Here is a 20,212-nt window from a genome sequence, read left to right as displayed (position 1 = left end):
ATCGCACCTGGGTGAGGCACGCGTGCACCGTGTCAGGTGCACTTGAGTCTACCGACGAGGAGGCGCGCCACGCCGCCCGGCACCGCTCTAGGAATTCGTTGCGCGATACGACAAACTACGGCCATGAGTCTCGTCGCCGGGGTCGACTCCTCGACCCAGAGTTGCAAGGTCGTGATCCGCGACACCGTCACCGGAGAGCTGGTGCGCCAGGGCACCGCCCGGCACCCGGAGGGCACCGAGGTGCCGCCCGACGCCTGGTGGGACGCCCTCGTCGAGGCGATCGACGCGGCCGGCGGCCTCGACGACGTCGCCGCGATCTCGGTCGCCGGGCAGCAGCACGGCATGGTCGTGCTCGACTCCGACGGCGTGGTCGTACGCGACGCGCTGCTCTGGAACGACACCCGCAGCGCCCCCGCCGCACGCGACCTGACCGCCGAGCTCGGGGCCGAGGAGTGGGCGCGACGGACCGGCTCGGTGCCCGTCGCCTCCTTCACGGCCACGAAGCTGCGCTGGCTGCGCGACGCCGAGCCCGCGAACGCGGCACGCGTCGCCGCGGTGGCGCTGCCGCACGACTGGCTGACCTGGCGGCTCCTCGGGCACGGGCCCGCCGCCTCCTCGCCGCTCGGCCCCGACCTGGAGGCGCTCGTCACCGACCGCAGCGACGCCAGCGGCACCTCGTACTGGAGCCCGGGCGACGAGGCGTACGACCTGGAGCTGTTCGAGCGGGCGCTCGGGCGGGCCGGGCGGGAAGCGACCGCGGGGGCCGGTTCCGGCGACGCCGTCGTGCTGCCGCGGGTGCTGGGACCGTCGGAGGCGGCAGGCACGACGGTCGCGCACGGGCCGGTCCCCGAGGGGGTCCTGGTCGGGGCGGGCGCCGGCGACAACGCCGGCGCGGCCCTCGGGCTGGACGCCGGCGTCGGCGACCTCGTCATCAGCATCGGGACCAGCGGGACGGCGTTCGCCGTGACGGACGCGCCCGTCCGCGACGGCTCGGGCACGGTCGCCGGGTTCGCCGACGCGGCCGGCGGGTTCCTGCCGCTCGTCGCCACCCTCAACGCAGCCCGCGTGCTGTCGTCGGTCGGCACGCTGCTCGGCGTCGACCACGACGAGTTCGCCCGGCTCGCGCTCGCCGCGGAGCCCGGTGCCGGCGGGGTCTCGCTCGTGCCGTACTTCGAGGGCGAGCGCACGCCCGACCTGCCCGACGCGACGGCGACGCTCTCGGGGCTGACGCTCGCCTCGACCACCCGCGAGAACCTCGCGAGGGCTGCCGTCGAGGGGATGCTGTCCGCCCTCGCCGACGGTGCCGCCGCCGTGCGCGACCAGGGGGTGGAGGTGCGGCGCGTGCTGCTGATCGGCGGCGCCGCGCTGAACCCGGCCGTGCAGGCCGTCGCGGCCCAGGTGCTCGACGTGCCGGTGACGGTGCCCGCGCCGGGCGAGTACGTCGCGGACGGTGCGGCACGGCAGGCGGCCTGGGCCCTCTCCGGGACGCGACCGGGGTGGGCGGTGTCGACCCGCGCCTCCTCGGAGCCGGACCTCGTGCCCGCGATCGGCGAGCGCTACCGGGCGGCCCAGGCGCTGGGGTCGCTGCCGCGCTGAGCGCCGCGCTGAGCCGCACGCCGCGGCCCTGCGGCGCACGCTGCACGCTGCTGTCGGTCGAGGGCGGGTCAGAGTGGTCGAGGGCGGGTCCGCGGCGACCCGCCCTCGAGCACGACGACCCGCCCTCGACGGACGGGACGCGCAGGAGGGGGCGCACGAGGGGGCGCAGGGGCGTGGGGGCGCAGGAGGCGGGACCTAGGATCGGGACATGCCACCGGAACCGGGACCCACCCGCTCGACGATGACCGAGGACTACCTCAAGGTCATCTGGAAGGCCGAGGAGTGGGCGGCAGAGGGCTCCCCCGGCATCACGACGAACGAGATCGCGGCGACGCTCGGGGTGGGCGCGTCGACGGTGTCGGGCAACCTCCGCAAGCTCGAGCGCGACGGGTTCATCGACTACACGCCGTACCGCAGCATCGCGCTGAGCGAGCTCGGCCGGCACGTCGCCGTCGGCATGGTGCGCCGCCACCGCCTGATCGAGACGTACCTCGTCGAGCGGCTCGGCTACGCGTGGGACGAGGTGCACGACGAGGCCGAGGTGCTCGAGCACGCCGTCAGCGACCGCCTGCTCGAGGCCTTCGACGTCGAGCTGGGGCGCCCCACGGCGGACCCGCACGGCGACCCGATCCCGCAGGCCGACGGCACCGTCGTGCGGCCCGTCGCCCACACGCTGCAGGAGTTCGTCGAGGGCGAGTGCGGCCACGTGGTCCGCGTCTCGGACGACGAGCCCGAGCTGCTCCGCTACCTCGGCTCGCTGCAGCTGCGGGTCGGCGCGCACGTCAGGGTCGCCGAGCGCCGCGACTACGCGGGGTCGCTGCGGGTCGAGCTCGACGACGGCACGGTCGACCTCGCCGGGCCGGCCGCGGTCGCCGTCTGGGCGACGCGCGACGAGCACGGGCACGCGGCGGCCGCCTCCGCCTGACGCCGGGTCAGGAGGCGCGGGCCGGGTCGGCCAGGAGGTCGGCGAACGCCAGCTCCGCGGCCCCGATCATCAGCCGGTCGGCGCCGAGCGCGGCACGTCGCAGCTGCACGCCGTCGCGCGGCCCGGGCAGCGCCTGTGCGGTCACGCGGTCGAGCAGCCGGTCCGGCGCCGCGGCCTGCAGCGACCCGAGGAACCCGCCGAGCACGATCACCGACGGGTTGAAGGCGTTGAGCACGTTGCGGAGCGCGACCGCCACGTAGTCGACCTGCCGCTCGACCTCGCGCCGCACGTCGGCGTCGCCCTCGGCGAGCGCCGTCGCGAGCGCGGCGTCGAGCTCGTCGGCCTGGGCGCGGGACAGGCCGGTGACGGTCAGCAGCTCCGCCTGGCCGACCTCGGTCTCGAGGCAGCCGACGGCGCCGCAGTGGCAGAGCCGCCCGGCCGACTCGACGAGCGTGTGGCCGATCTCGCCGGCGAAGCCGTCGCGGCCGCGCAGGGGGTGGCCGTCGACGACCACTCCCCCGCCGACGCCGCTCGCGCCTCCGTTGAGGAACACGAGGTCGCTCGCCCCGGCGCCGGCGCCGAAGAGGCCCTCGGCGACGACGGCGGTGCTCGCGTCGTTGGCGGCCCGGGCGGGCAGGCCGGTGGCGTCTGACAGGAGGCGCGCGAACGGCTCGTCGACCCAGCCGAGGTGCGGCGCGAGCCGGACGAGGCCGCCGTCCGCGTGCACGAGGCCCGGCACGGCGGCGCCGACGCCGACGACCCGGGCTGCGGGCACCTCGTCGACGAGCTCCCGGACGAGGCGGGCCGCGATCTCGGCCGCCTCGAGCGCCGTGGGCACGCCGTCGGTCTCGTGCCGGACCCTGCGCTGCACGACCCCGTCGAGCCCGACCCGGCCGACGGTCACGGCGTCGATCTCAGGGTTCACTGCGAAGGCCACGACATCAGGTGAGGCGCTGACGACCGGGCTGGGGCGGCCGACCCGGTTGGCCGCGACGGGCTCCGACTCGACGGCGAGGCCGCGCTCGACGAGCTCGCCCACGAGGGCGGCGATGGTCGAGCGGTTGAGGCCGGTCAGGCGCGTCAGCTCGCTGCGAGAGGTCGGTCCGGCGCCGTGCACGATGCCGAGCACCGTGGAGAGGTTCGAGCCGCGAGGGCGGTCGAGGAGGGGGCGGGCGCGACCGGCGGGAGGGGCGCCTCCTGCATCGGGCAGCGCCGTCGCCAGAGCGCCTGTCCTGCCATTCGCCTCGTCCTGCACCGCGGCCTCCCTGGTCACCAGGCTATCGGGGCGGTCACGCGAGGTGCGGCTCGGCGCCGAGCGGCACCACCCGCGGCACCTCCGGACGCGTGACCAGCGTCACGACGGTGCCGGAGGCGCTCGACGCGGCCACCGCCTCCGTGATCTCGAGCACGTGCAGGGCGACGTCGCCGGAGGCGCGGTGCGGCTCCCCCGAGGCGACCGCCCTGGCGAGGTCGGCCAGGCCGTACCCGCGTCCGGCGTCGCGGTAGCCCGCGGTCGGCGGGACCGCGCGCCAGGTGCGGTCGTCGGCGGTCAGCAGCTCGACGGGGTCGCCGAACATGTTGGCGTCGGGGACGGCGATCGTGCCGAGCGTGCCGTAGAACTCCGTGATCGGCGCCCGCGATCCCCACACCTCGAAGCTCACCGTCACGGTCGACGTCGCTCCAGAGTCGTGCCGCAGCAGCGCGCTCGCGTGCGTGTCGACGTCGACCTCGAGCTGCTCGCCGGCACGGGGACCGGTGCCGATCGTGCGGCGCCGGGTCGAGCGCGAGACCAGGCCGGACACCGAGACGACCGGGCCGAGCAGGTGCACGAGCGTCGTCAGGTAGTAGGGGCCCATGTCGAAGAGGGGGCCGCCTCCTGCCCGGTAGTAGAAGTCCGGCGCAGGGTGCCAGGCCTCGTGGCCGGACGCGGTCCACGAGACGGCGGCGCCGACGGGCTCGCCGACCGCTCCCGAGGCGACGAGCTGCGCGGCGGTCTGCACCCCGGTGCCGAGCACCGTGTCCGGCGCCGAGCCCACCCGCACGCCGGCCGCCCTGGCCGCCTCGAGCACCGCCGTGCCGTCGGCGACCGTGAGAGCGAGCGGCTTCTCGCCGTAGACGTGCTTGCCGGCGGCGATCGCCCGTAGCGCGATCTCGGCGTGCGCCGCCGGGATCGTGAGGTTGAGCACGACGTCGACCCGGTCGTCGGCGAGCAGCTCGTCGACGGTGAGGGCCCGCACGCCGAGACGGTCCGCGACGGAGGCGGCCCGCGCCTGGTCGAGGTCGGCCACGGCCTCGAGGGCGAGGCCGGGCAGCCGCCCGAACGAGGCGAAGTACTGCTCGCTGATCACGCCCACGCCGACGACGCCGACGCGCATCGGGACCGTGCCCGTGCCGCTCATCGCGAGGCCCACAGCAGGCCGCGCTCGACGAGCGTGCGGACGGTCGGGTGGTCGAGCACGGCCTGCGAGTGCCCCGGGGTGACGACCGCGATGCGGCCGAGTCCCCACTGGCGGGTCCAGACGGCGGGGGAGGTCACCGGGCGCGTCCAGGGGTCGCCGGCCCGCGCCTCCTGCGTGGTCGTCGCGAGCACGTCGAGGTAGTCGTCGTGCAGCAGCCAGTACTGCTCGCTCTCGACCTCGAAGTCGTCGAGGCCCTCGGTGACCGGGTGCGACGCGGCCGCCTCGGTGAAGCGGATCGCGTGCCGCACGAAGCCGTCAGTCTCGTCGCCGACCCGGTCGGCCGCGGCCTTGCCGGGATGTGCGGCGAACTGCCCGCCGATCAGGTGCAGGTAGTCGGCGTCGCCGCGGAACGAGTCCGCGATGCCGCCGTGCCAGCCCGCCAGGCCGGTGCCCGCCTCGACGGCCGCGCGGAGCCCCGCGGTCTGCGCGCCCTCGATCGTCGACATCGTGACGTTCTGCAGCACGAGGTCAGCGGTGCGCATCACGTCGGCGTCGGCGTAGACCGCCGGGCCGTCGTGCAGGCTGACCTCGAAGCCCGACCGCTCGAGGAACGGCACGAACGAGTCGGTCGTGCCGATCGGGTCGTGGCCCTCCCAGCCGCCGCGGACCACCAGCGCCCGGCGCGTCACGAGCTCGCCGCCGTCGTCGCCGAGGTCGTCGCCGCCGTCGTCGGCCCGGCCTGCAGGGCCGCACGCACCGACGTCCACGACTCGAGCCGGGCGCGGACGTCGTCGCGCGCCTCCCGTTCGATCGCCGTCGCGAGCGCCCGCTCGAGCAGGTCGTCGATCACGACCCGCTGCCCGGTGCGGGTCGACTCGATCGCCGCCTCGACCATCGCCAGGCTCATCACGTTCTCGTGCACCTCGCCGTGCGGCACGGCGCCGGTGCGCAGGGCGCCGACGAAGGCCGCGAGCGACCCCTCGATGCCGTCGCCGACGGTCGGCAGCTGCGGCAGCTGAGGCGACGAGGAGGCGCCGGTCTCGTCCGCGAGGGAGAGCACGGGAGCCTCGTCGCCGTCCCAGAGCGCGGTGCCGGCCGAGCCGCTGACGCGCCACGAGCCGTTCCACGAGGTCTCGGCGCCCGGGCTGCACCAGCTGCCCGAGTACGCGTACCGGACCCCGCCCTCGAACTCGAAGACGGCGTTCGCGGCGGCGTCGCCGCGGTACCAGCTCCATGCCGGGCTGAACGACTCGCACCAGACCGACACCGGGTCGGCGTCGAGCAGCCAGCGCACCGAGTCGAACGGGTGCACGGCCATGTCGAGCAGCAGCACGTCGTCCATCTGCTCGCGGAAGCCGCCGAAGTGCGGGGCCTTGAAGAACTCCGTCGTCACGGCCCCGACCGTCTCGAGCTGGCCGATCTGCTGCTTGAGGGCGACCAGGTGGTCGTCGTAGCGACGCGACTGGCTGACCATGAACAGCTCGCCCGTCACCTCGGCGGCGGCCGCGAGCGAGAGGCCCTCGGCCACGTCGAGCGCGACCGGCTTCTCGCCGAGTACGGGCAGGCCCGCGAACAGCGACTGCGTCGTGACGGGGTGGTGGGCCACCGGCACCGTCACGTCGACCACCGCGTCGGGCGCGAGGTCGGCCACCATCGCGCCGAGGTCGGTCGAGACGGGCAGCGAGGCGTCGCCGTGGTGCTCGGCGCCCGCCCTGGCGGCGTCGAGGTCGAGGTCGACGACGCCGACCAGCTCGACGTCCGCGCTGTCGGCGAGCGCGCGGAGCCAGGCCCGCCCCATGCCTCCCGCGCCGACCTGGACGACGCGCAGCGCGCCTCCTCGGCTGTCGACCGTGCGGAACGTCATCGCTCGAGCGCCCCTTCGTAGTCGGCGCCCTGGAAGTACTGGCCGCTCTCGTAGCGCAGCAGCGTCGGCGTCTCGCGCTCGCGCTCGGGGCGCGCCCACTCGACGCCGTTCGCGATCACGCGGCGGACGTCGCGGTGGTGGTAGACGGGGAAGTCCTGGTCGCCGGGGCTGAAGAAGAAGACCTTGCCGAAGCCGCGCCGGTAGGTCATGCCGCTGCGGAACACCTCGCCGCCCGTGAAGCCCGAGATGAAGATCAGCTCGTCGGGGGTCGGCACGTCGAAGTACTCGCCGTACATCTCCTGTTCGGGGATCACGATCGGGTTCGGCACGCCGCGCGTGATCGGGTGCTGCGGGTTGACGGTCCAGACGAGCTCCTGGTCGTGCTCGCTGCGCCAGCGGAGGGTGCAGGTCGTGCCCATCAGCTTCGTGAAGATCTTCGACCAGTGGCCGGAGTGCAGCACGATCAGGCCCATGCCGGCGAGGACGTGGCGGTGCACCCGCTCGACGACCTCGTCGCTCACCTCGGCGTGCGCGGCGTGGCCCCACCAGGTGAGCACGTCGGTCTGCTCCAGGGCCTCGTCGGTGAGGCCGTGCTCGGGCATGTCCATCGTCGCGACGGTGATCTGCGCGTCGGGCAGGTTCTCGCCGATGCCCTCGGCGATCGCACCGTGCATGCCGGTGGGGTAGCGCTCGGCGACGTGCTGCTCGATCTGCTCGTGGCGGTTCTCGCCCCAGACGGTGACGCGGAGCGGGGTGGTGGGGGTGGTCATGGGTCTTCTCTCTGTTCTCTGTGGATCGGGTCGGGTCGGGTCGCTACTTGACGGCGCCGCCGGTCGCCCCGGCCGCGACGAACTTCTGCGCGACGACGAGCAGCACGATGGCCGGCAGGGACGCCAGCACGGCGGTGGCCATGACGGTGCTCCAGTCGGACGTGTACGTGCCGATGTACTGGTAGATGCCGAGGGTGATCGGCCGGACCTGCTCGGTGGTGGTGAGCGTGAGGCCGAAGAGGAAGTCGCTCCAGGTGAAGAGGAACGTGAACAGCCCGGCGGTGATGAGGGCGTCGCGCGAGATCGGGACGACGATCGACCGGAAGGCCCTGAAGGCACCGGCGCCGTCGACCTTGGCCGCCTCGATGATCGACGGCGGGATGCCGAGCATGAACGCCCGCATGATGAGGATCGCGAACGGGATGCCCGCGGTCGAGTCGGCCAGGATCAGCCCGCCGATCGAGTTGAGCAGGCCGAGCGTGTTGAACGCCGAGTACAGCGCGTTCGCGACGACGATGCCCGGGATCATCTGGGCGACGAGGATCGCGAGCAGCACGACGTCGACGTACCGGAGGCGGAACTGTGCCAGGGCGTACGCGGCCGGCGTCGCGATCGCGAGGCTGAGCACGACGCTGCCGAGCGCGACGAGCAGGCTCGTCAGCAGGTTGCCGGACTGCTCGGCGATCGCGGTGGCGTACCCGCCGAGCTGCGCCTCGAACGGGAACCAGGCGGCCTCGACCGCAGCACCCGCCGGCTGGAGAGAGATGTTGACCATCCAGTAGACGGGGAACAACATGATGCCGAGCAGCACGACCCCGATGATCGTGTTCACCCAGGCGTGCCTGCCCCTGGGCTTCCGGAGGCGCGGCTCGCCGCCTCGGGCGACGAGGGTCGGCGAGAGGGTCGCGTCAGTCATCGACGGCCTTCCTGTTGAGGCGGAGGTAGACGATCGCGAACACCGCCGAGATGACGATGAGGACGTTGCTGAGCGCCGCGCCCGCCCCGAAGTCGAACTGCGTGAACGAGAGCTTGTACGACTCGGTCGCGAGGGTCGCCGTCGAGTTCGCGGGCCCGCCGTTGGTGAGGCCGAGGATGATGTCGAGCACCTTGATCGTGTAGACGACGCCGAGCACGAGGACGACCATCACGACAGGCCTGAGCAGCGGCCACGTGATGTGGCGGAACGCGCGCCAGCGGGTGGCGCCGTCGAGCGAGCCTGCCTCGTACAGCTCGTCGGGGATGCCCTGCAGCCCGCTGTAGAGGATGGTCATGTTGAACGGGATGCCGATCCAGATGTTGACGGCGATCACGGTCACGAGCGCCAGCGACGGGCTGTTCAGCCAGGGCACCGGGTCTGCGACCAGGCCTGTGCCGGTGAGGAACTGGTTCAGCACCCCGCTGTCCTGGTCGAGGATCCACTTCCACACGGCGCTGGAGACGATCAGCGGCAGCAGCCAGGGCAGCAGCATCAGCGAGCGCAGCACGCCGTTCAGCGGGAACCGGTTGCGGAAGAACAGCGCGAACGCCAGGCCGAGCACGAACTGGCCCACCAGCGAGCCGACCGTGAAGAGCGCCGTGTTGAGCAGCGCGCTGCCGAAGACGGCGCTGCCGAGCACCTCGACGTAGTTCTGCAGCCCGACGAAGGGGGCCTCGCCCGTGTAGAAGGTCTTGGTCGTGTACGCCTGGAACCCCATCACGACGTTCTGCACGACGGGGTAGCCGAAGAACAGCACCATGTAGACGAGCGCCGGGACGAGGAACATCAGCTGCGCGGTGCGCTCGCGGCGTCCGCGCCGACGCGTTGAGGCAGGTGCGGGGGCCGACGCGGCCCCGACGGAGGAGCGGCTGCGGGAGGCGCGGACCGCCTCCTGCGCGGTGGTCGTGGTCGTGGTGGTCGCCATCTCAGCCTTCCTCCGCTCTCTCGAGGGCACGTGAGGGAGTCGCCTGCCCCGTCAGTGCGGACTGCACGGCGGTGTAGATCTTGGTCGCCTGGGTCGGCCACTCGACGCCCAGCTGGGCCGTGCGGGCGCGGGCGTCGGCGACGAGGTCGACGAAGACCTGCTCCTCGGGCACCTGCTGGCCGAACTCGGTCGCGACGGCGGTCTTCGAGGGGATCGTGAATCGCTTCGTGGCCATGTCGAGCTGGTTCTCGTCGGTGTTGAGGCACTCGACGACCTGCGCCGCGAGGGCCTGCTTCTCGGCGTCGCCCGTGCGGGGCACCGTCCAGACCTCGCCGCCGAGGGGCGCGACGGGGGTGTCGCCTGCCTCGGGCACCGGCAGGGTCGCGATCCCGTAGTCGACGTCGCTGTCGGCCTGCAGGGCGGGGATCTGCCAGGGGCCGTTGACCATCATCGCCGCACGGCCGGCCATGAACTGGTCGTTGACGTCGGCCTGCGTCCAGTTCACGACGCTGCGCGAGGCCGAGCCGTCGGCCACGAAGTCGGTCATCAGCTGGAGTGCCTCGGCCGTCCCGTCGGTGGCGATGTCGCGCTCGTCGCCTCCGTTCGACCACATGAAGGGGAGGAACTGCCAGGCGCCCTCGTAGGCGGCGGGCGCCGCGAAGGCGAGCCCGTAGCGGTCGCCCTCGGTCAGCTCCGCCGCAGCCTCGGTCAGCTCGGCCCAGGTGGTCGGCGGGGCGATGCCCGCCGCGGCGAGCGCGTCACGGTCGTAGAAGAGGGCGATGGTGTTGACCGTGGGCGCGAGGCCGTAGACCTCGCCGTCGTAGGTGCCCGCGTCGAGCACCCCGTCGGCGTAGCCCTCGGTCGAGATGCCGTAGTCGGTCAGCGGCGACAGCGCTCCCGTCTCCGCGATCTGCTGCAGGTCGGGGTTGTCGAGCATGAGCACGTCGGGGAGCGTCCTCGACGACGCCTGCTGCAGGGTCTTCTGGATCAGCGACGACCCCGGCACCGAGGTGCGGTCGATCGTGACGCCCAGCTCTCGGCCGCAGGCCTCGAGCGTCGCGCCGATCACGACGTTGTCGTTGCCGTCGCCGTAGCTGTCGAGCACCGACACGTGGCCGGGAGGGGACGAGGTGTCGACCGCACAGCCCGTGAGCGCGACGGCGGTCACGGCGGCGACCGCGAGGCCGAGGCTGCTCTTGCGTCGGCGGGTCACCGGGCTGCCTCGGCCGGGGCTGTCGCCGCGGTGGCCGCGGCCGGGTCGGTCGCGTCGGCCGGGTCGGTCGGCTCGGTCGGGTCGGTCGCGAGCCAGCGGCTGCCGTCGGCGGCGCTGCGCTCGACGGCGTCGAGCACGCGCTGCACCTGGAGGCCCTCGGCGAAGGAGGGGGTCGGCTGCTCCCCCGCGGCGATCGCGGTGACGAGGTCGCGGGCCTGGTGGCTGAAGGCGTGCTCGTAGCCGAGGCCGTGGCCGGTCGGCCACCACGAGCCCGTGTAGGGGTGATCCGGCTCAGTGACGAGCACGCGCCGGAAGCCGAGCCGGTCGACCGGGGCGCCGGCGTCGTAGACCTCGAGCTCGTTCATCCGCTCGAGGTCGAAGGCGATCGCGCCGCCCGTGCCGCTGAACTCGAGCCGCAGCGCGTTCTTGCGGCCGGTCGCGACGCGGGTGGCCTCGAAGGTCGCGAGGGCGCCTCCTGCGATCTTCGCGGTGAAGAGGGCCGCGTCGTCGACCGTGACCTGCCCGCGCTCGGAGGAGGCGGTGCCGCCGAGGCCGCGGACCTCGCCGAGCAGGGGGCGCTCGGTCGTGAACGTGTGCAGCAGGCCGCTGACGTCGGTCAGCGCCCGGCCCGTGACGAACTGCACGGCGTCGACGAGGTGCGCGCCGATGTCGCCGAGCGAGCCGGAGCCCGCCACGCTCTTGTCGAGGCGCCAGGTCATCGGGCCCTCGGGGTCGACCAGCCAGTCCTGGAGGTAGAGGGCCCGCACCTGGCGCAGCTCCCCGATCGCGCCCCGCGCGACGAGGTCGCGGGCGAAGGTGATGGCGGGCACCCGGCGGTAGCTGAAGCCGACCATCGCGAGGACGCCGCGCTCGGCGGCCCGGGCCGCGGCCTCGGCCATGAGCTCGGCCTCGGCCACGGTGTTGGCGAGCGGCTTCTCGCAGAGCACGTGCTTGCCGGCCTCGAGGGCGGCGACCGCGATCTCGACGTGCGTCGAGCCGGGCGAGCAGATGTCGACGAGCTGGACGTCGTCGCTCTCGACCACGCGCCTCCAGTCGGACTCGGCCCGGCCCCAGCCCCACCGGGCCGCCGCGGCACGGGTCGCGTCGGCGTCGCGACCGACGATGGCGGTCATCCGCGGCGCGAGCGGCAGGTCGAAGAACGCGGGCACCGTGCGCCAGGCCTGCGAGTGGGCGGCGCCCATGAAGCCGTGGCCGACCATGGCGACGCCGAGGTCGCGTCGGGTCTCGTGCAGGGTCTCGTGGGGGGACATCTGACTCCTTCGTCATTCGTCACCACATTCGTTGTGGTCAACAACAAAGTAGGCGCGGGCAGATCGGGGCGCAACCCTCTCCATGGTCATGAGGGATGCTCTGCCGCCTGGCGCAGGGTGGGGAGGGGCGACGGGCAGGCCCTTGTGATCGACGGCCCGAACGCATATGTTGGAGACGACAACAAACGCTCTCGACGACGAGGACCCCGGACATGACGACCACTCCCACCCGCGACGACAAGTTCTCCTTCGGACTCTGGACGATCGGCTACACCGGCGCCGACCCGTTCGGCGGGCCGACCCGCCCCGACCTCGACGTGGTCGAGGCCGTCGAGAACCTTGACCGCCTGGGCGCCTACGGCCTGACCTTCCACGACGACGACCTCTTCGCGTTCGGCTCGACCGACGCGGAGCGCCAGAAGCAGATCGACCGCCTCAAGGGCGCGCTCGAGGCGACCGGCATCATCGTGCCGATGGTGACGACCAACCTCTTCAGCGCGCCCGTCTTCAAGGACGGCGGCTTCACCTCCAACGACCGCGGCGTCCGCCGCTTCGCGCTCCGCAAGGTGCTCCGCAACATCGACCTCGCCGCCGAGCTGGGCGCCAAGACCTTCGTCATGTGGGGCGGCCGCGAGGGCGCCGAGTACGACTCCGCCAAGGACGTGCAGGCGGCCCTGTCCCGCTACAAGGAGGGCGTCGACATGCTCTCGCAGTACGTGCTCGACAAGGGCTACGACCTGCGCTTCGCGATCGAGCCCAAGCCGAACGAGCCCCGCGGCGACATCCTGCTGCCGACGCTCGGCCACGCCATCGCGTTCATCGAGACGCTCGAGCACCCCGAGATGGCGGGCGTGAACCCCGAGGTCGGCCACGAGCAGATGGCGGGCCTCAACTTCACGGCCGGCATCGCCCAGGCGCTCTACCAGGGCAAGCTCTTCCACATCGACCTCAACGGCCAGCGCGGCATCAAGTACGACCAGGACCTGGTCTTCGGCCACGGCGACCTGCAGAACGCGTTCTCGCTCGTCGACCTGCTCGAGCACGGCTCGCCCCAGGGCGGCCCGACCTACGACGGCCCTCGCCACTTCGACTACAAGCCGTCGCGCACCGAGGACATCTCGGGCGTGTGGGACTCCGCCGCCGCCAACATGCGCATGTACCTGCTGCTGAAGGAGCGCGCCCAGGCGTTCCGTGCCGACCCCGACGTGCAGGAGGCGCTGGCCGCCTCCCAGGTCGCGGAGCTGTCGACGCCGACGCTCGGCGAGGGCGAGGGCTACGAGCAGCTGCTCGCCGACCGCGCCTCGTACGAGGACTACGACGCGGGGCAGCACTTCGGCGGCCACGGGTACGGGTTCGTCCGCCTGCAGCAGCTCGCGCTCGAGCACCTCATGGGCGCTCGGGGCTAGTCGCTCGGCCGTCTCGCACCCCGGTGTGGACGATGCACCCCGTCGTTTCGGGGTGCATCGTCCACACCGGGGTGTTTCGCTGCGGCGCCGGCGCGAGGCGTGAGGCGCGAGCAGAGCAGGACAGGCGCCGCGTCAGTCGAGGGCGGCCCGGGCTCGGGTGGCGGCCTGGCGGGCGGCGGCCGCGTCGGCGGCGGCACGGCGGCGCTCGCGGGTGAGGAACTTCTCGCGGTCGTCGAGCTCGGCGCCGCGACGCTCGGCAGCGGCGAACTCGTCCCGGAGGCGGCGCAGCTGCCCGAGGACGTCGTCACGGTCGTGAGCCAGCCGGGTGGCGCGCTCGTCGACCTCGGCGAGCGCCGCCTCCGCGTCGTCGGCCTCGTGCTCGGCATCCGCGGCCGCCTGCTCGGCGGCTCGTCGGGCAGCCTCGGCAGCTGCCTTCCGTGCCTCTTTGCGGTCGCGCGCCCCGGATCGCCCGCCCGAAGCAGGTCCGGCCTCCCCCTCGCCCCCGTCGACGGCCGAGGGCGCTGCGGCAGAGGCCGCGCGGAGCCGTGCCGGGGCGACGCCCTCGGGGGCAGGGCCGGCGACGGCGTCGGTGAGGTCCGCCTCCTCGAGGCCGTCGGCGGCGAGCGCCCGCACGAGGCGACCGCTGCGCACGGCCAGAGCCGCGGTCGCGTCGGCCACGGCCGCGCGGAGGGTCTGGTCGACCTCGGCGAGCGCCGCGGCGGAGAGCGGGTGGCCGGCGTCGGACGCGAGGAGGCGGGCGCGGGAGACGAGAGCGGCCAGCGCCTCCTTCCGATCGCGGGTGAGGGCGGAGAGGGCGGCGCGGTCGCCGTCGGACTGGGCGGTGCGGAACCGGTCGCCGAGGCCGGCCAGGGCGGCGAGATCGTCGGGGGCCTCCCGGGCGAGCAGGTCGACGGCCCAGGCCGACGCGGAGGCGCGGCGCAACGAGCGCACGGAGGCCGCCATGGCGGCGTCGCCGGTCGACTTCGCCTCGGCCGCCCGGGCGTCGCGCGCGGCCGTGAACTGCTGCGGCGGCAGGACGTAGAGCTGCCGCGCCGCCTCCTCGAGGGTCATCGCCCGACCCTACCGACGCCTCCTCGTCGCATCCCATCGTCACGATCTTGCACACCAGTGTGCAAGATCGTATGATCGGGGACGTGCACTCCCCGTCTTCCCCTTCCGCCCCCACCCGGGCGCCCCGGCGCGACGCCGCCGCGAACCGCGAGGCCCTGATGGCGGCCGCCGTGCGCCTCCTCAACGTCGACCCTGCCGTGCCGCTCGAGGCGATCGCCGCCGAGGCGGGCCTCTCGCGACGCAGCGTCTACGGGCACTTCGCGACCCGGGACGACCTCGTGCGCGAGGTGACCCTGCGCGGCGCGGCCCGCATCGGCGCCGCGGCGGTGCCGGCTCCGTCCGACGACCCGGTCGTGCAGCTCGCCGAGCTCGGCGCGCGGCTCTGGGCCGAGGTCGAGCACGTGCGCGTCATGGCGCAGCTCACCGTGCGCGGGCCGCTGATGCGCGACGTGGCCACGGCGCTCGCACCGCTGCGGGCGTTCCTGCTCGAGACGGTCCGCCGCGGAGTCGCCGAGGGCCGGATGCGCGACGACGTCGACGTCCAGACCCTCGCCCACCTCGTCGAGGGGTCGGCGCTGGCCGTGCTCGACGAGGCGACCGTGCGCGACCTCGACCGCGCCGAGGGGCACCGCCTCGTGATGCTCGCCGTGCTCGGCATGGTCGGGCTCGGCTGGCGGGAGGCAGGCGAGCTCGTCCGCAGCACGCCCGCGCTCGCCCTGCGCACCCCGGAGGACCGCTCGTGAGGCTCGAGCTCGACCACGTCGCCGTCGGCGAGGGGCCAGGGGCGCCGCTGCCCGAGCTGACCGTCGTCGCGGACCGCTTCTCGCCCGGCTTCGTCGCCGTCGAGACGGTCGACGCCCCCGTGCTCGCCTCGCTGGTCGCCGGGGGGCGCATGGCACCGACGCAGGGCCGGGTGACGCTCGACGGGAGCGACGACGCGGCCGCGATCCGCGCCTCCTTCGCGCTGGTCGACACCCCGTCGGTCGCCGAGCCCTTCAGCTCGCTGACCGTCGCCCAGGTCGCCCGCGAGGAGCTGGCGCTCGCCGGCCTCCGCAGCGACCGCGCCTCGACCGCCCTGCTGCTCGACGAGATCGGCCTCGCCGAGCACCGGAGCACCCGGCTGCAGGCACTGCCCACCGAGCTGCGCGTGCGCCTGCTCTGCGAGCTCGCCGTGCTGCGAGAGGGCGTCGACGGCCTCGTGCTCACGTCGCCCGAGCGGCACGGCGGCGACGTCGCCGCCTGGCTCGCCGTCGTGCACGACCTCGTCGCGCGCGGGGTCACCGTGCTGACGATCACCGGGTTCGCGGCGCTGGCCGCCGTCGAGGCGCTGCCGGTGCCCGACTTCGCCGAGCACGGCGAGCACGCCGCCGGAGACGCGGACGCGGACGCGGACGCGGACGCGGACGCGGACGCTGACGCTGACGACGCGACCGGTCCCGACGACCTCGACACCACCTCCTTCGACACCACCCTCGACGACAACGCGGTCGCCTCGACACGAGAGGACCGCTGACCGTGAAGATCATCGCCATCGTCCGAGCCGAGCTGCAGCGGCTGACCTCGACCGGGCTGGCGCGCCTCGCGCTCGTCGCCCTGATGACGGTGCCGCTGCTCTACGGCGGCCTCTACCTCTGGGCCAACCAGGATCCGTACGCGAACCTCGACCAGGTGCCCGCGGCCCTCGTGAACGAGGACCAGGGCGCCGTCGTCGACGGCAGCGCCACGAACTACGGCGACCAGGTGACCGACGAGGTCGTCGACGGCGGCGACTTCGACTGGCACACGGTCTCGTCCGCCGAGGCCGCGGCCGGGCTGCGCGACGGCACGTACGACTTCACGTTCACCATCCCGCGCGACTTCAGCGCCGACCTGACCTCGGCGAGCTCGGACGACCCGCAGCGCGCCCAGATCGTGCTCGCGACGAACGACTCGAACAGCTACCTGTCGACGACGATCGCCGGGCAGGCCGGCAAGACGATCCGCGCCTCGGTGGCCGAGAAGGTCGGCAAGGAGGCGGCCTCCACCCTGCTCGTCGGCCTCGCCGACATCCGGACGAACCTCGGCAGCGCGGTCGACGGGGCGTCGCAGCTGGTCAGCGGAGCGGACTCCGCCGTGTCGGGCGCCGACCAGCTCGTGACCGGGGCGGCCGACGCGTCGTCGGGTGCGGACCAGCTCTCGACGGGCGCGAGCACCGCGGCGACGGGTGCGCGTTCGCTCGCGACCGGCACCTCCCAGCTGAGCGCGGGCGCGTCGACCCTGTCGACCGGGCTCGACCAGCTGCGCGACCAGACCGCCGGCCTGCCCGCCAGCACGCAGCAGCTCGCCGACGGCGCGGCCCAGGTCGCCGACGGCAACCGGAAGCTCGCCACCGCGGTCGGCGACGCCGCGACGGCCAGCCAGGCGGCCGCCGACGCCGCCCCCGAGACGCAGGCCGCCATCGGCCGCCAGCTCGTCGCCCTCTTCGTCTCACAAGGCCAGACGCAGGAGGAGGCGCTCGCCTCGGCGGCCGAGGTCGCCTCCTACTTCGCCCCCGTCACCGACGGGCTGGCCGACGCGAACACGCAGGTGCAGCAGCTGAACGGGCAGGTGGGGACGCTCTCGGCGGGCGCCGACAAGGTCTCAGCGGGCGCGGCCGCGCTGGCCTCGGCGACGCCGGCGCTGACGGGCGGCATCTCCGACGCGGCCTCGGGAGCCGCCACGCTGGCGACGGGAGCGCAGAGCGCTGCCTCGGGCGCCTCCTCGTTGTCGTCGGGGCTCGACACCCTCGAGACCGGAGCGGCCTCGCTGTCGACCGGGCTCGGCACGCTGAGCACCGGCACCGTCAGCCTGCGCGACGGGCTCGTCAGCCTCAACGACGGCGCGGTGCAGCTGCGGGACGGCCTGCAGAGCGGCCTCGGCGAGATCCCCGCGAGCACCGAGCAGAGCCGCGACGACCAGGCCTCTGCGATCAGCGACCCGGTCGACGTCGCCGACCAGCCGCTCACGAGCGCCGGGACCTACGGCGCAGGGCTCGCCCCCTTCTTCATCAGCCTTGCCGCGTGGATCGGCATCTACGCGCTGTTCCTGATCGTGAAGCCCGTGTCGAAGCGGGCGATCACCGCCGTCAAGGCGCCGGTGCGGGTGGTCGCGGCCGGCTGGCTGACGCCCGCGCTGCTCGGCGTGCTGCAGATGGTCGCGCTGTTCGCGATCGTGCGCGGGGCGCTCGGCTTCGAGGTCGCCCACACCTGGGGGATGCTCGGGCTGATGGCGCTCGCGAGCGTGACGTTCGCGGCGATCATCATGATGCTCAACGTGCTGCTCGGGAGCGTCGGGCAGTTCCTCGGGCTGGTGCTCATGGTCGTGCAGCTGGTCACCGCCGGCGGGACGTTCCCGTGGCAGACGCTGCCGGGGCCCCTCGCCGCGCTGCACTTCGTGCTGCCGATGAGCTACGCGACCGACGGCCTGCGCCAGCTGATGTACGGCGGCAGCACGGCGACCGCCTGGACCGACGCGGGCGTGCTCGCGCTCTGGATGCTCGGGGCGCTGCTGGTGTCGCTGCTCGCCACGGCCCGCATGACGCGTCAGCGGACGCTGCGCGACCTGCGCCCCTCGCTGATCGGCTGAGGCGCGGGCGCGCTGCCCGGGCCTCGCCTCTGCCTCTGCCTCTGCCTCTCCTCATTCAGGAACATCAGTCCTGAGTCCGCACTGCTCAGGATCGCGAGTCCTGAACCGTGCACTGATCAGGACGCGCGAGCAGCCATGTCCTGAATTGCGAGAGGGCAGGAGGCGCGAGCGGCCTCGTCCTGGATCGTGAGAGCGCAGGAGGCGCGACCGACGGTCGTCAGCGTCGGCCCGCCTCCTCGGCCTCGATGGCCTGGGAAGCCGCGGGGTCGGCGTCGGCCAGGAACGTGCCGAGCCGCTCGACCTCGGCGGTCTCGCCGATCGCGGCGGCTCCGCGGCGCAGGGCGAAGAGCGAGCGCAGCACGCCGCGGTTCGGCTCGTGCGACCACGGGACGGGGCCCTGTCCGCGCCAGCCGGCTCCGCGCAGCGCGTCGAGACCGCGGTGGTAGCCGACCCGCGCGTACGCGTAGGCCTCGAGGTCGGCGCCCCGCGCGGAGGCCTCGTCGCTGAGCAGGGCCCAGGCGAGCGACGACGTCGGGTGGGCGACGACGACCTCGGCGAGCGACAGCGTCTCGAGGTCGGCCGTCACGGCAGGGTCGGCGGGCAGGAGGGTCTCGGGCACGCCGAGGAGGTTCGTGGAGGACATGCGCCCATCCTCTCGCGTCGCGGCGTCGGGATTCAGGAAGTCGCGCCTCTCGGGTCCTGAGCTGTGCACGGATCAGGAGCGCGCCTCCTGCGCAGTGCGAACTCAGGACTCACGTTCCTGAATGAGGAGAGGCCGAGATGGGGAGAGCCCGGGACGGGGAGGAGCACACGCCCCGCGGCAGCTGTCCCCACCCGGGTCGAGCACTGTCGGCGGGCAGCCCTGCGGTACCGTGGTGCGCCGCGCGCCCCCTCTCGGAACGGACGTCCATGTCGCCTCGCCCCCGCCCCTCCTCCGGCGACCTCGACGGCCGCCCCGACGGCCGCAGGCGCTCCGTGGCCGTGATCGGCACGCGGGGCTACCCGAGCTACTACGGCGGCTTCGAGACCGCCGTCCGCCGCATCGCGCCGGCGCTCGTCGACGCCGGGTGGGACGTCACGGTCTACGGCCGGCACGGGGCGGTTCGCGAGGACGACCCCGCCCGCGACCCCCGGGTCCGCACCCGCACGACGCGCGGCGTCGAGAGCCGGTCGCTGAGCACCCTGAGCTACGGGCTGACGGCCGTGCTCGACGCCGTCGTGCGCAGGCCGGACGCGGTGCTGATGATGAACGTCGCGAACGGGTTCTGGCTGCCGTTGCTCCGCCTCCGGGGCGTGCCCGTGATCATCAACGTCGACGGCATCGAGTGGGAGCGGGCCAAGTGGGGCCGGGCGGCCAAGACCGTCTTCAAGCTCGGGGCCCGCGCCTCCGCCCGGTTCGCGGACGCCCTCGTCTGCGACGCCGTCGAGATCGTGCGCCGCTGGCGGGACGAGTTCGGCGTCGAGGGCACCTTCATCCCCTACGGCGGCGACCCCGTGCGCGAGCTGCCCGTCGAGCCGGGCCTGACCCACGGCGGCTACGCCCTGGTCGTCGCCCGCTTCGTGCCCGAGAACTCGATCGTCGAGTTCGTCGAGGCCGCACGACGCATCGCCGTCGACCACGACGTCGTGATCGTGGGGTCGACGGGCTACGGCGGCGAGCTCGACGACCTCGTCCGCGACCTCGCCGCCGAGCACGACCGGGTCCGCTGGCTCGGCCACGTCAGCGACGACGACCGGCTCTTCGCGCTCTGGCAGCACGCGGGCGCGTACTTCCACGGCCACAGCGTCGGGGGCACCAACCCCGCCCTCGTCCAGGCGATGTTCACCGGTGCGCCGGTGATCGCGCGCGACACGGTCTACAACCGCGAGGTGCTCGCCGACGCGGGCGTCTTCGTCCCGCCCGAGCCGGAGGCGATCGCGGAGGCGGTCGTCGCCCTGCTCGACGACCCCGCCGAGCAGCAGCGCCTGCGGGAGGCGGCGGCGGCACGTGCCGAGGCCGCGTACACCTGGCAGTCGGTCTGCGACGCCTACGAGGAGGCGCTCCGCCGGTCGCTGCGCCGCTGACGGCGAGCCGACGGCCGGGACCCGACCCCGGCCCGACCATTGACATCTGAATGAGAAATGTTAGATTGATCCCGCACTGAGCGTGCCCCAGTCGATGATCGTCGGCGGGCCGTCGCCCCGAAGCGAGGA

The 20,212-nt window shown here is 73.7% G+C and carries 18 protein-coding genes; 7 read left to right on the top strand and 11 right to left on the bottom strand.

All coding sequences use genetic code 11. The features are described from left to right. The first annotated feature begins 123 nt into the window (after nt 1–123). Both JOE35_RS02240 and JOE35_RS02235 read left to right on the top strand, forming a co-directional pair. Nucleotides 124–1,596, top strand: coding sequence for a xylulokinase (locus tag JOE35_RS02240; protein WP_209559623.1), 1,473 nt, complete (start codon nt 124–126; stop codon nt 1,594–1,596). Between the two features lie 208 nt (nt 1,597–1,804). Beyond that, the gene (locus JOE35_RS02235) at nt 1,805–2,521 is read left to right on the top strand and encodes a metal-dependent transcriptional regulator (protein WP_209559622.1); all 717 of its coding nucleotides are present in this window, start codon (nt 1,805–1,807) and stop codon (nt 2,519–2,521) included. A gap of 7 nt (nt 2,522–2,528) precedes the next feature. Here JOE35_RS02235 and JOE35_RS02230 read toward each other — a convergent pair whose 3' ends face one another. From JOE35_RS02230 to JOE35_RS02190, 9 genes are read right to left on the bottom strand one after another with little or no spacing between them, the layout of a single operon-like run. Continuing rightward, the gene (locus tag JOE35_RS02230; protein WP_307802903.1) at nt 2,529–3,794 is read right to left on the bottom strand and encodes an ROK family transcriptional regulator; all 1,266 of its coding nucleotides are present in this window, start codon (nt 3,792–3,794) and stop codon (nt 2,529–2,531) included. A 16-nt stretch (nt 3,795–3,810) separates the two neighbouring features. After that, complete coding sequence (locus JOE35_RS02225) at nt 3,811–4,920, bottom strand: Gfo/Idh/MocA family protein (RefSeq protein WP_245186024.1); 1,110 nt, start codon at nt 4,918–4,920, stop codon at nt 3,811–3,813. Next, on the bottom strand, nt 4,917–5,609 hold the full coding sequence (locus JOE35_RS02220) for a ThuA domain-containing protein (protein WP_209561823.1): 693 nt from the start codon (nt 5,607–5,609) through the stop codon (nt 4,917–4,919). Before JOE35_RS02220 ends, JOE35_RS02225 begins: the two co-directional genes overlap by 4 nt. Continuing rightward, nucleotides 5,606–6,784, bottom strand: a complete 1,179-nt coding sequence (locus tag JOE35_RS02215) for a Gfo/Idh/MocA family protein (RefSeq protein WP_209559621.1) — start codon at nt 6,782–6,784, stop codon at nt 5,606–5,608. The genes JOE35_RS02220 and JOE35_RS02215 overlap by 4 nt, the downstream gene beginning before the upstream one ends. Then, nucleotides 6,781–7,554: a ThuA domain-containing protein gene (locus JOE35_RS02210; protein ID WP_209559620.1), complete on the bottom strand. Its 774-nt coding sequence runs from the start codon at nt 7,552–7,554 to the stop codon at nt 6,781–6,783. Before JOE35_RS02210 ends, JOE35_RS02215 begins: the two co-directional genes overlap by 4 nt. 43 nt (nt 7,555–7,597) lie before the next feature. After that, nucleotides 7,598–8,470: a carbohydrate ABC transporter permease gene (locus JOE35_RS02205; RefSeq protein ID WP_209559619.1), complete on the bottom strand. Its 873-nt coding sequence runs from the start codon at nt 8,468–8,470 to the stop codon at nt 7,598–7,600. Beyond that, nucleotides 8,463–9,455: a carbohydrate ABC transporter permease gene (locus JOE35_RS02200; RefSeq protein WP_209559618.1), complete on the bottom strand. Its 993-nt coding sequence runs from the start codon at nt 9,453–9,455 to the stop codon at nt 8,463–8,465. Before JOE35_RS02200 ends, JOE35_RS02205 begins: the two co-directional genes overlap by 8 nt. Before the next feature lies 1 nt (nt 9,456). Beyond that, nucleotides 9,457–10,668, bottom strand: coding sequence for an extracellular solute-binding protein (locus JOE35_RS02195; RefSeq protein ID WP_209559617.1), 1,212 nt, complete (start codon nt 10,666–10,668; stop codon nt 9,457–9,459). After that, nucleotides 10,665–11,939 carry a Gfo/Idh/MocA family protein gene (locus tag JOE35_RS02190; protein ID WP_245186023.1) on the bottom strand — a complete coding sequence of 425 codons (1,275 nt, stop codon included), beginning with the start codon at nt 11,937–11,939 and terminating at the stop codon, nt 10,665–10,667. Before JOE35_RS02190 ends, JOE35_RS02195 begins: the two co-directional genes overlap by 4 nt. Nucleotides 11,940–12,151: 212 nt before the next feature. Here JOE35_RS02190 and xylA point away from each other — a divergent pair, with 212 nt between their 5' ends. Next, on the top strand, nt 12,152–13,345 hold the full coding sequence (gene xylA, locus JOE35_RS02185; RefSeq protein WP_209559616.1) for a xylose isomerase: 1,194 nt from the start codon (nt 12,152–12,154) through the stop codon (nt 13,343–13,345). A gap of 132 nt (nt 13,346–13,477) precedes the next feature. On the opposite strand, the gene JOE35_RS02180 is transcribed toward xylA, so the two are convergent. Then, the gene (locus JOE35_RS02180; RefSeq protein WP_209559615.1) at nt 13,478–14,416 is read right to left on the bottom strand and encodes a transposase; all 939 of its coding nucleotides are present in this window, start codon (nt 14,414–14,416) and stop codon (nt 13,478–13,480) included. 83 nt (nt 14,417–14,499) lie between these two features. Between JOE35_RS02180 and JOE35_RS02175 the strand changes: the two genes are divergently transcribed. The 3 genes from JOE35_RS02175 to JOE35_RS02165 are packed head-to-tail and all read left to right on the top strand — an operon-like array spanning nt 14,500 to nt 18,019. Beyond that, nucleotides 14,500–15,159: a helix-turn-helix domain-containing protein gene (locus JOE35_RS02175; protein WP_307802902.1), complete on the top strand. Its 660-nt coding sequence runs from the start codon at nt 14,500–14,502 to the stop codon at nt 15,157–15,159. Then, entirely contained in the window at nt 15,156–15,929 is a 774-nt protein-coding gene (locus JOE35_RS02170; RefSeq protein ID WP_209559614.1) for a hypothetical protein, read from the top strand. The genes JOE35_RS02175 and JOE35_RS02170 overlap by 4 nt, the downstream gene beginning before the upstream one ends. Before the next feature lie 2 nt (nt 15,930–15,931). Further along, entirely contained in the window at nt 15,932–18,019 is a 2,088-nt protein-coding gene (locus JOE35_RS02165; protein WP_209559613.1) for a YhgE/Pip family protein, read from the top strand. Nucleotides 18,020–18,236: 217 nt separating this feature from the next. Here JOE35_RS02165 and JOE35_RS02160 read toward each other — a convergent pair whose 3' ends face one another. Further along, entirely contained in the window at nt 18,237–18,662 is a 426-nt protein-coding gene (locus tag JOE35_RS02160) for a DUF3151 domain-containing protein (protein ID WP_209559612.1), read from the bottom strand. A 266-nt stretch (nt 18,663–18,928) separates the two neighbouring features. Here JOE35_RS02160 and JOE35_RS02155 point away from each other — a divergent pair, with 266 nt between their 5' ends. Continuing rightward, nucleotides 18,929–20,083, top strand: coding sequence for a glycosyltransferase (locus tag JOE35_RS02155; protein WP_209559611.1), 1,155 nt, complete (start codon nt 18,929–18,931; stop codon nt 20,081–20,083). Nucleotides 20,084–20,212 lie beyond the last annotated feature (129 nt).

This window comes from Frigoribacterium sp. PvP032 (assembly GCF_017833035.1).
Classification (GTDB): Bacteria; Actinomycetota; Actinomycetes; order Actinomycetales; family Microbacteriaceae; genus Frigoribacterium.
This window is presented reverse-complemented; position numbering and strand designations above follow the sequence as displayed.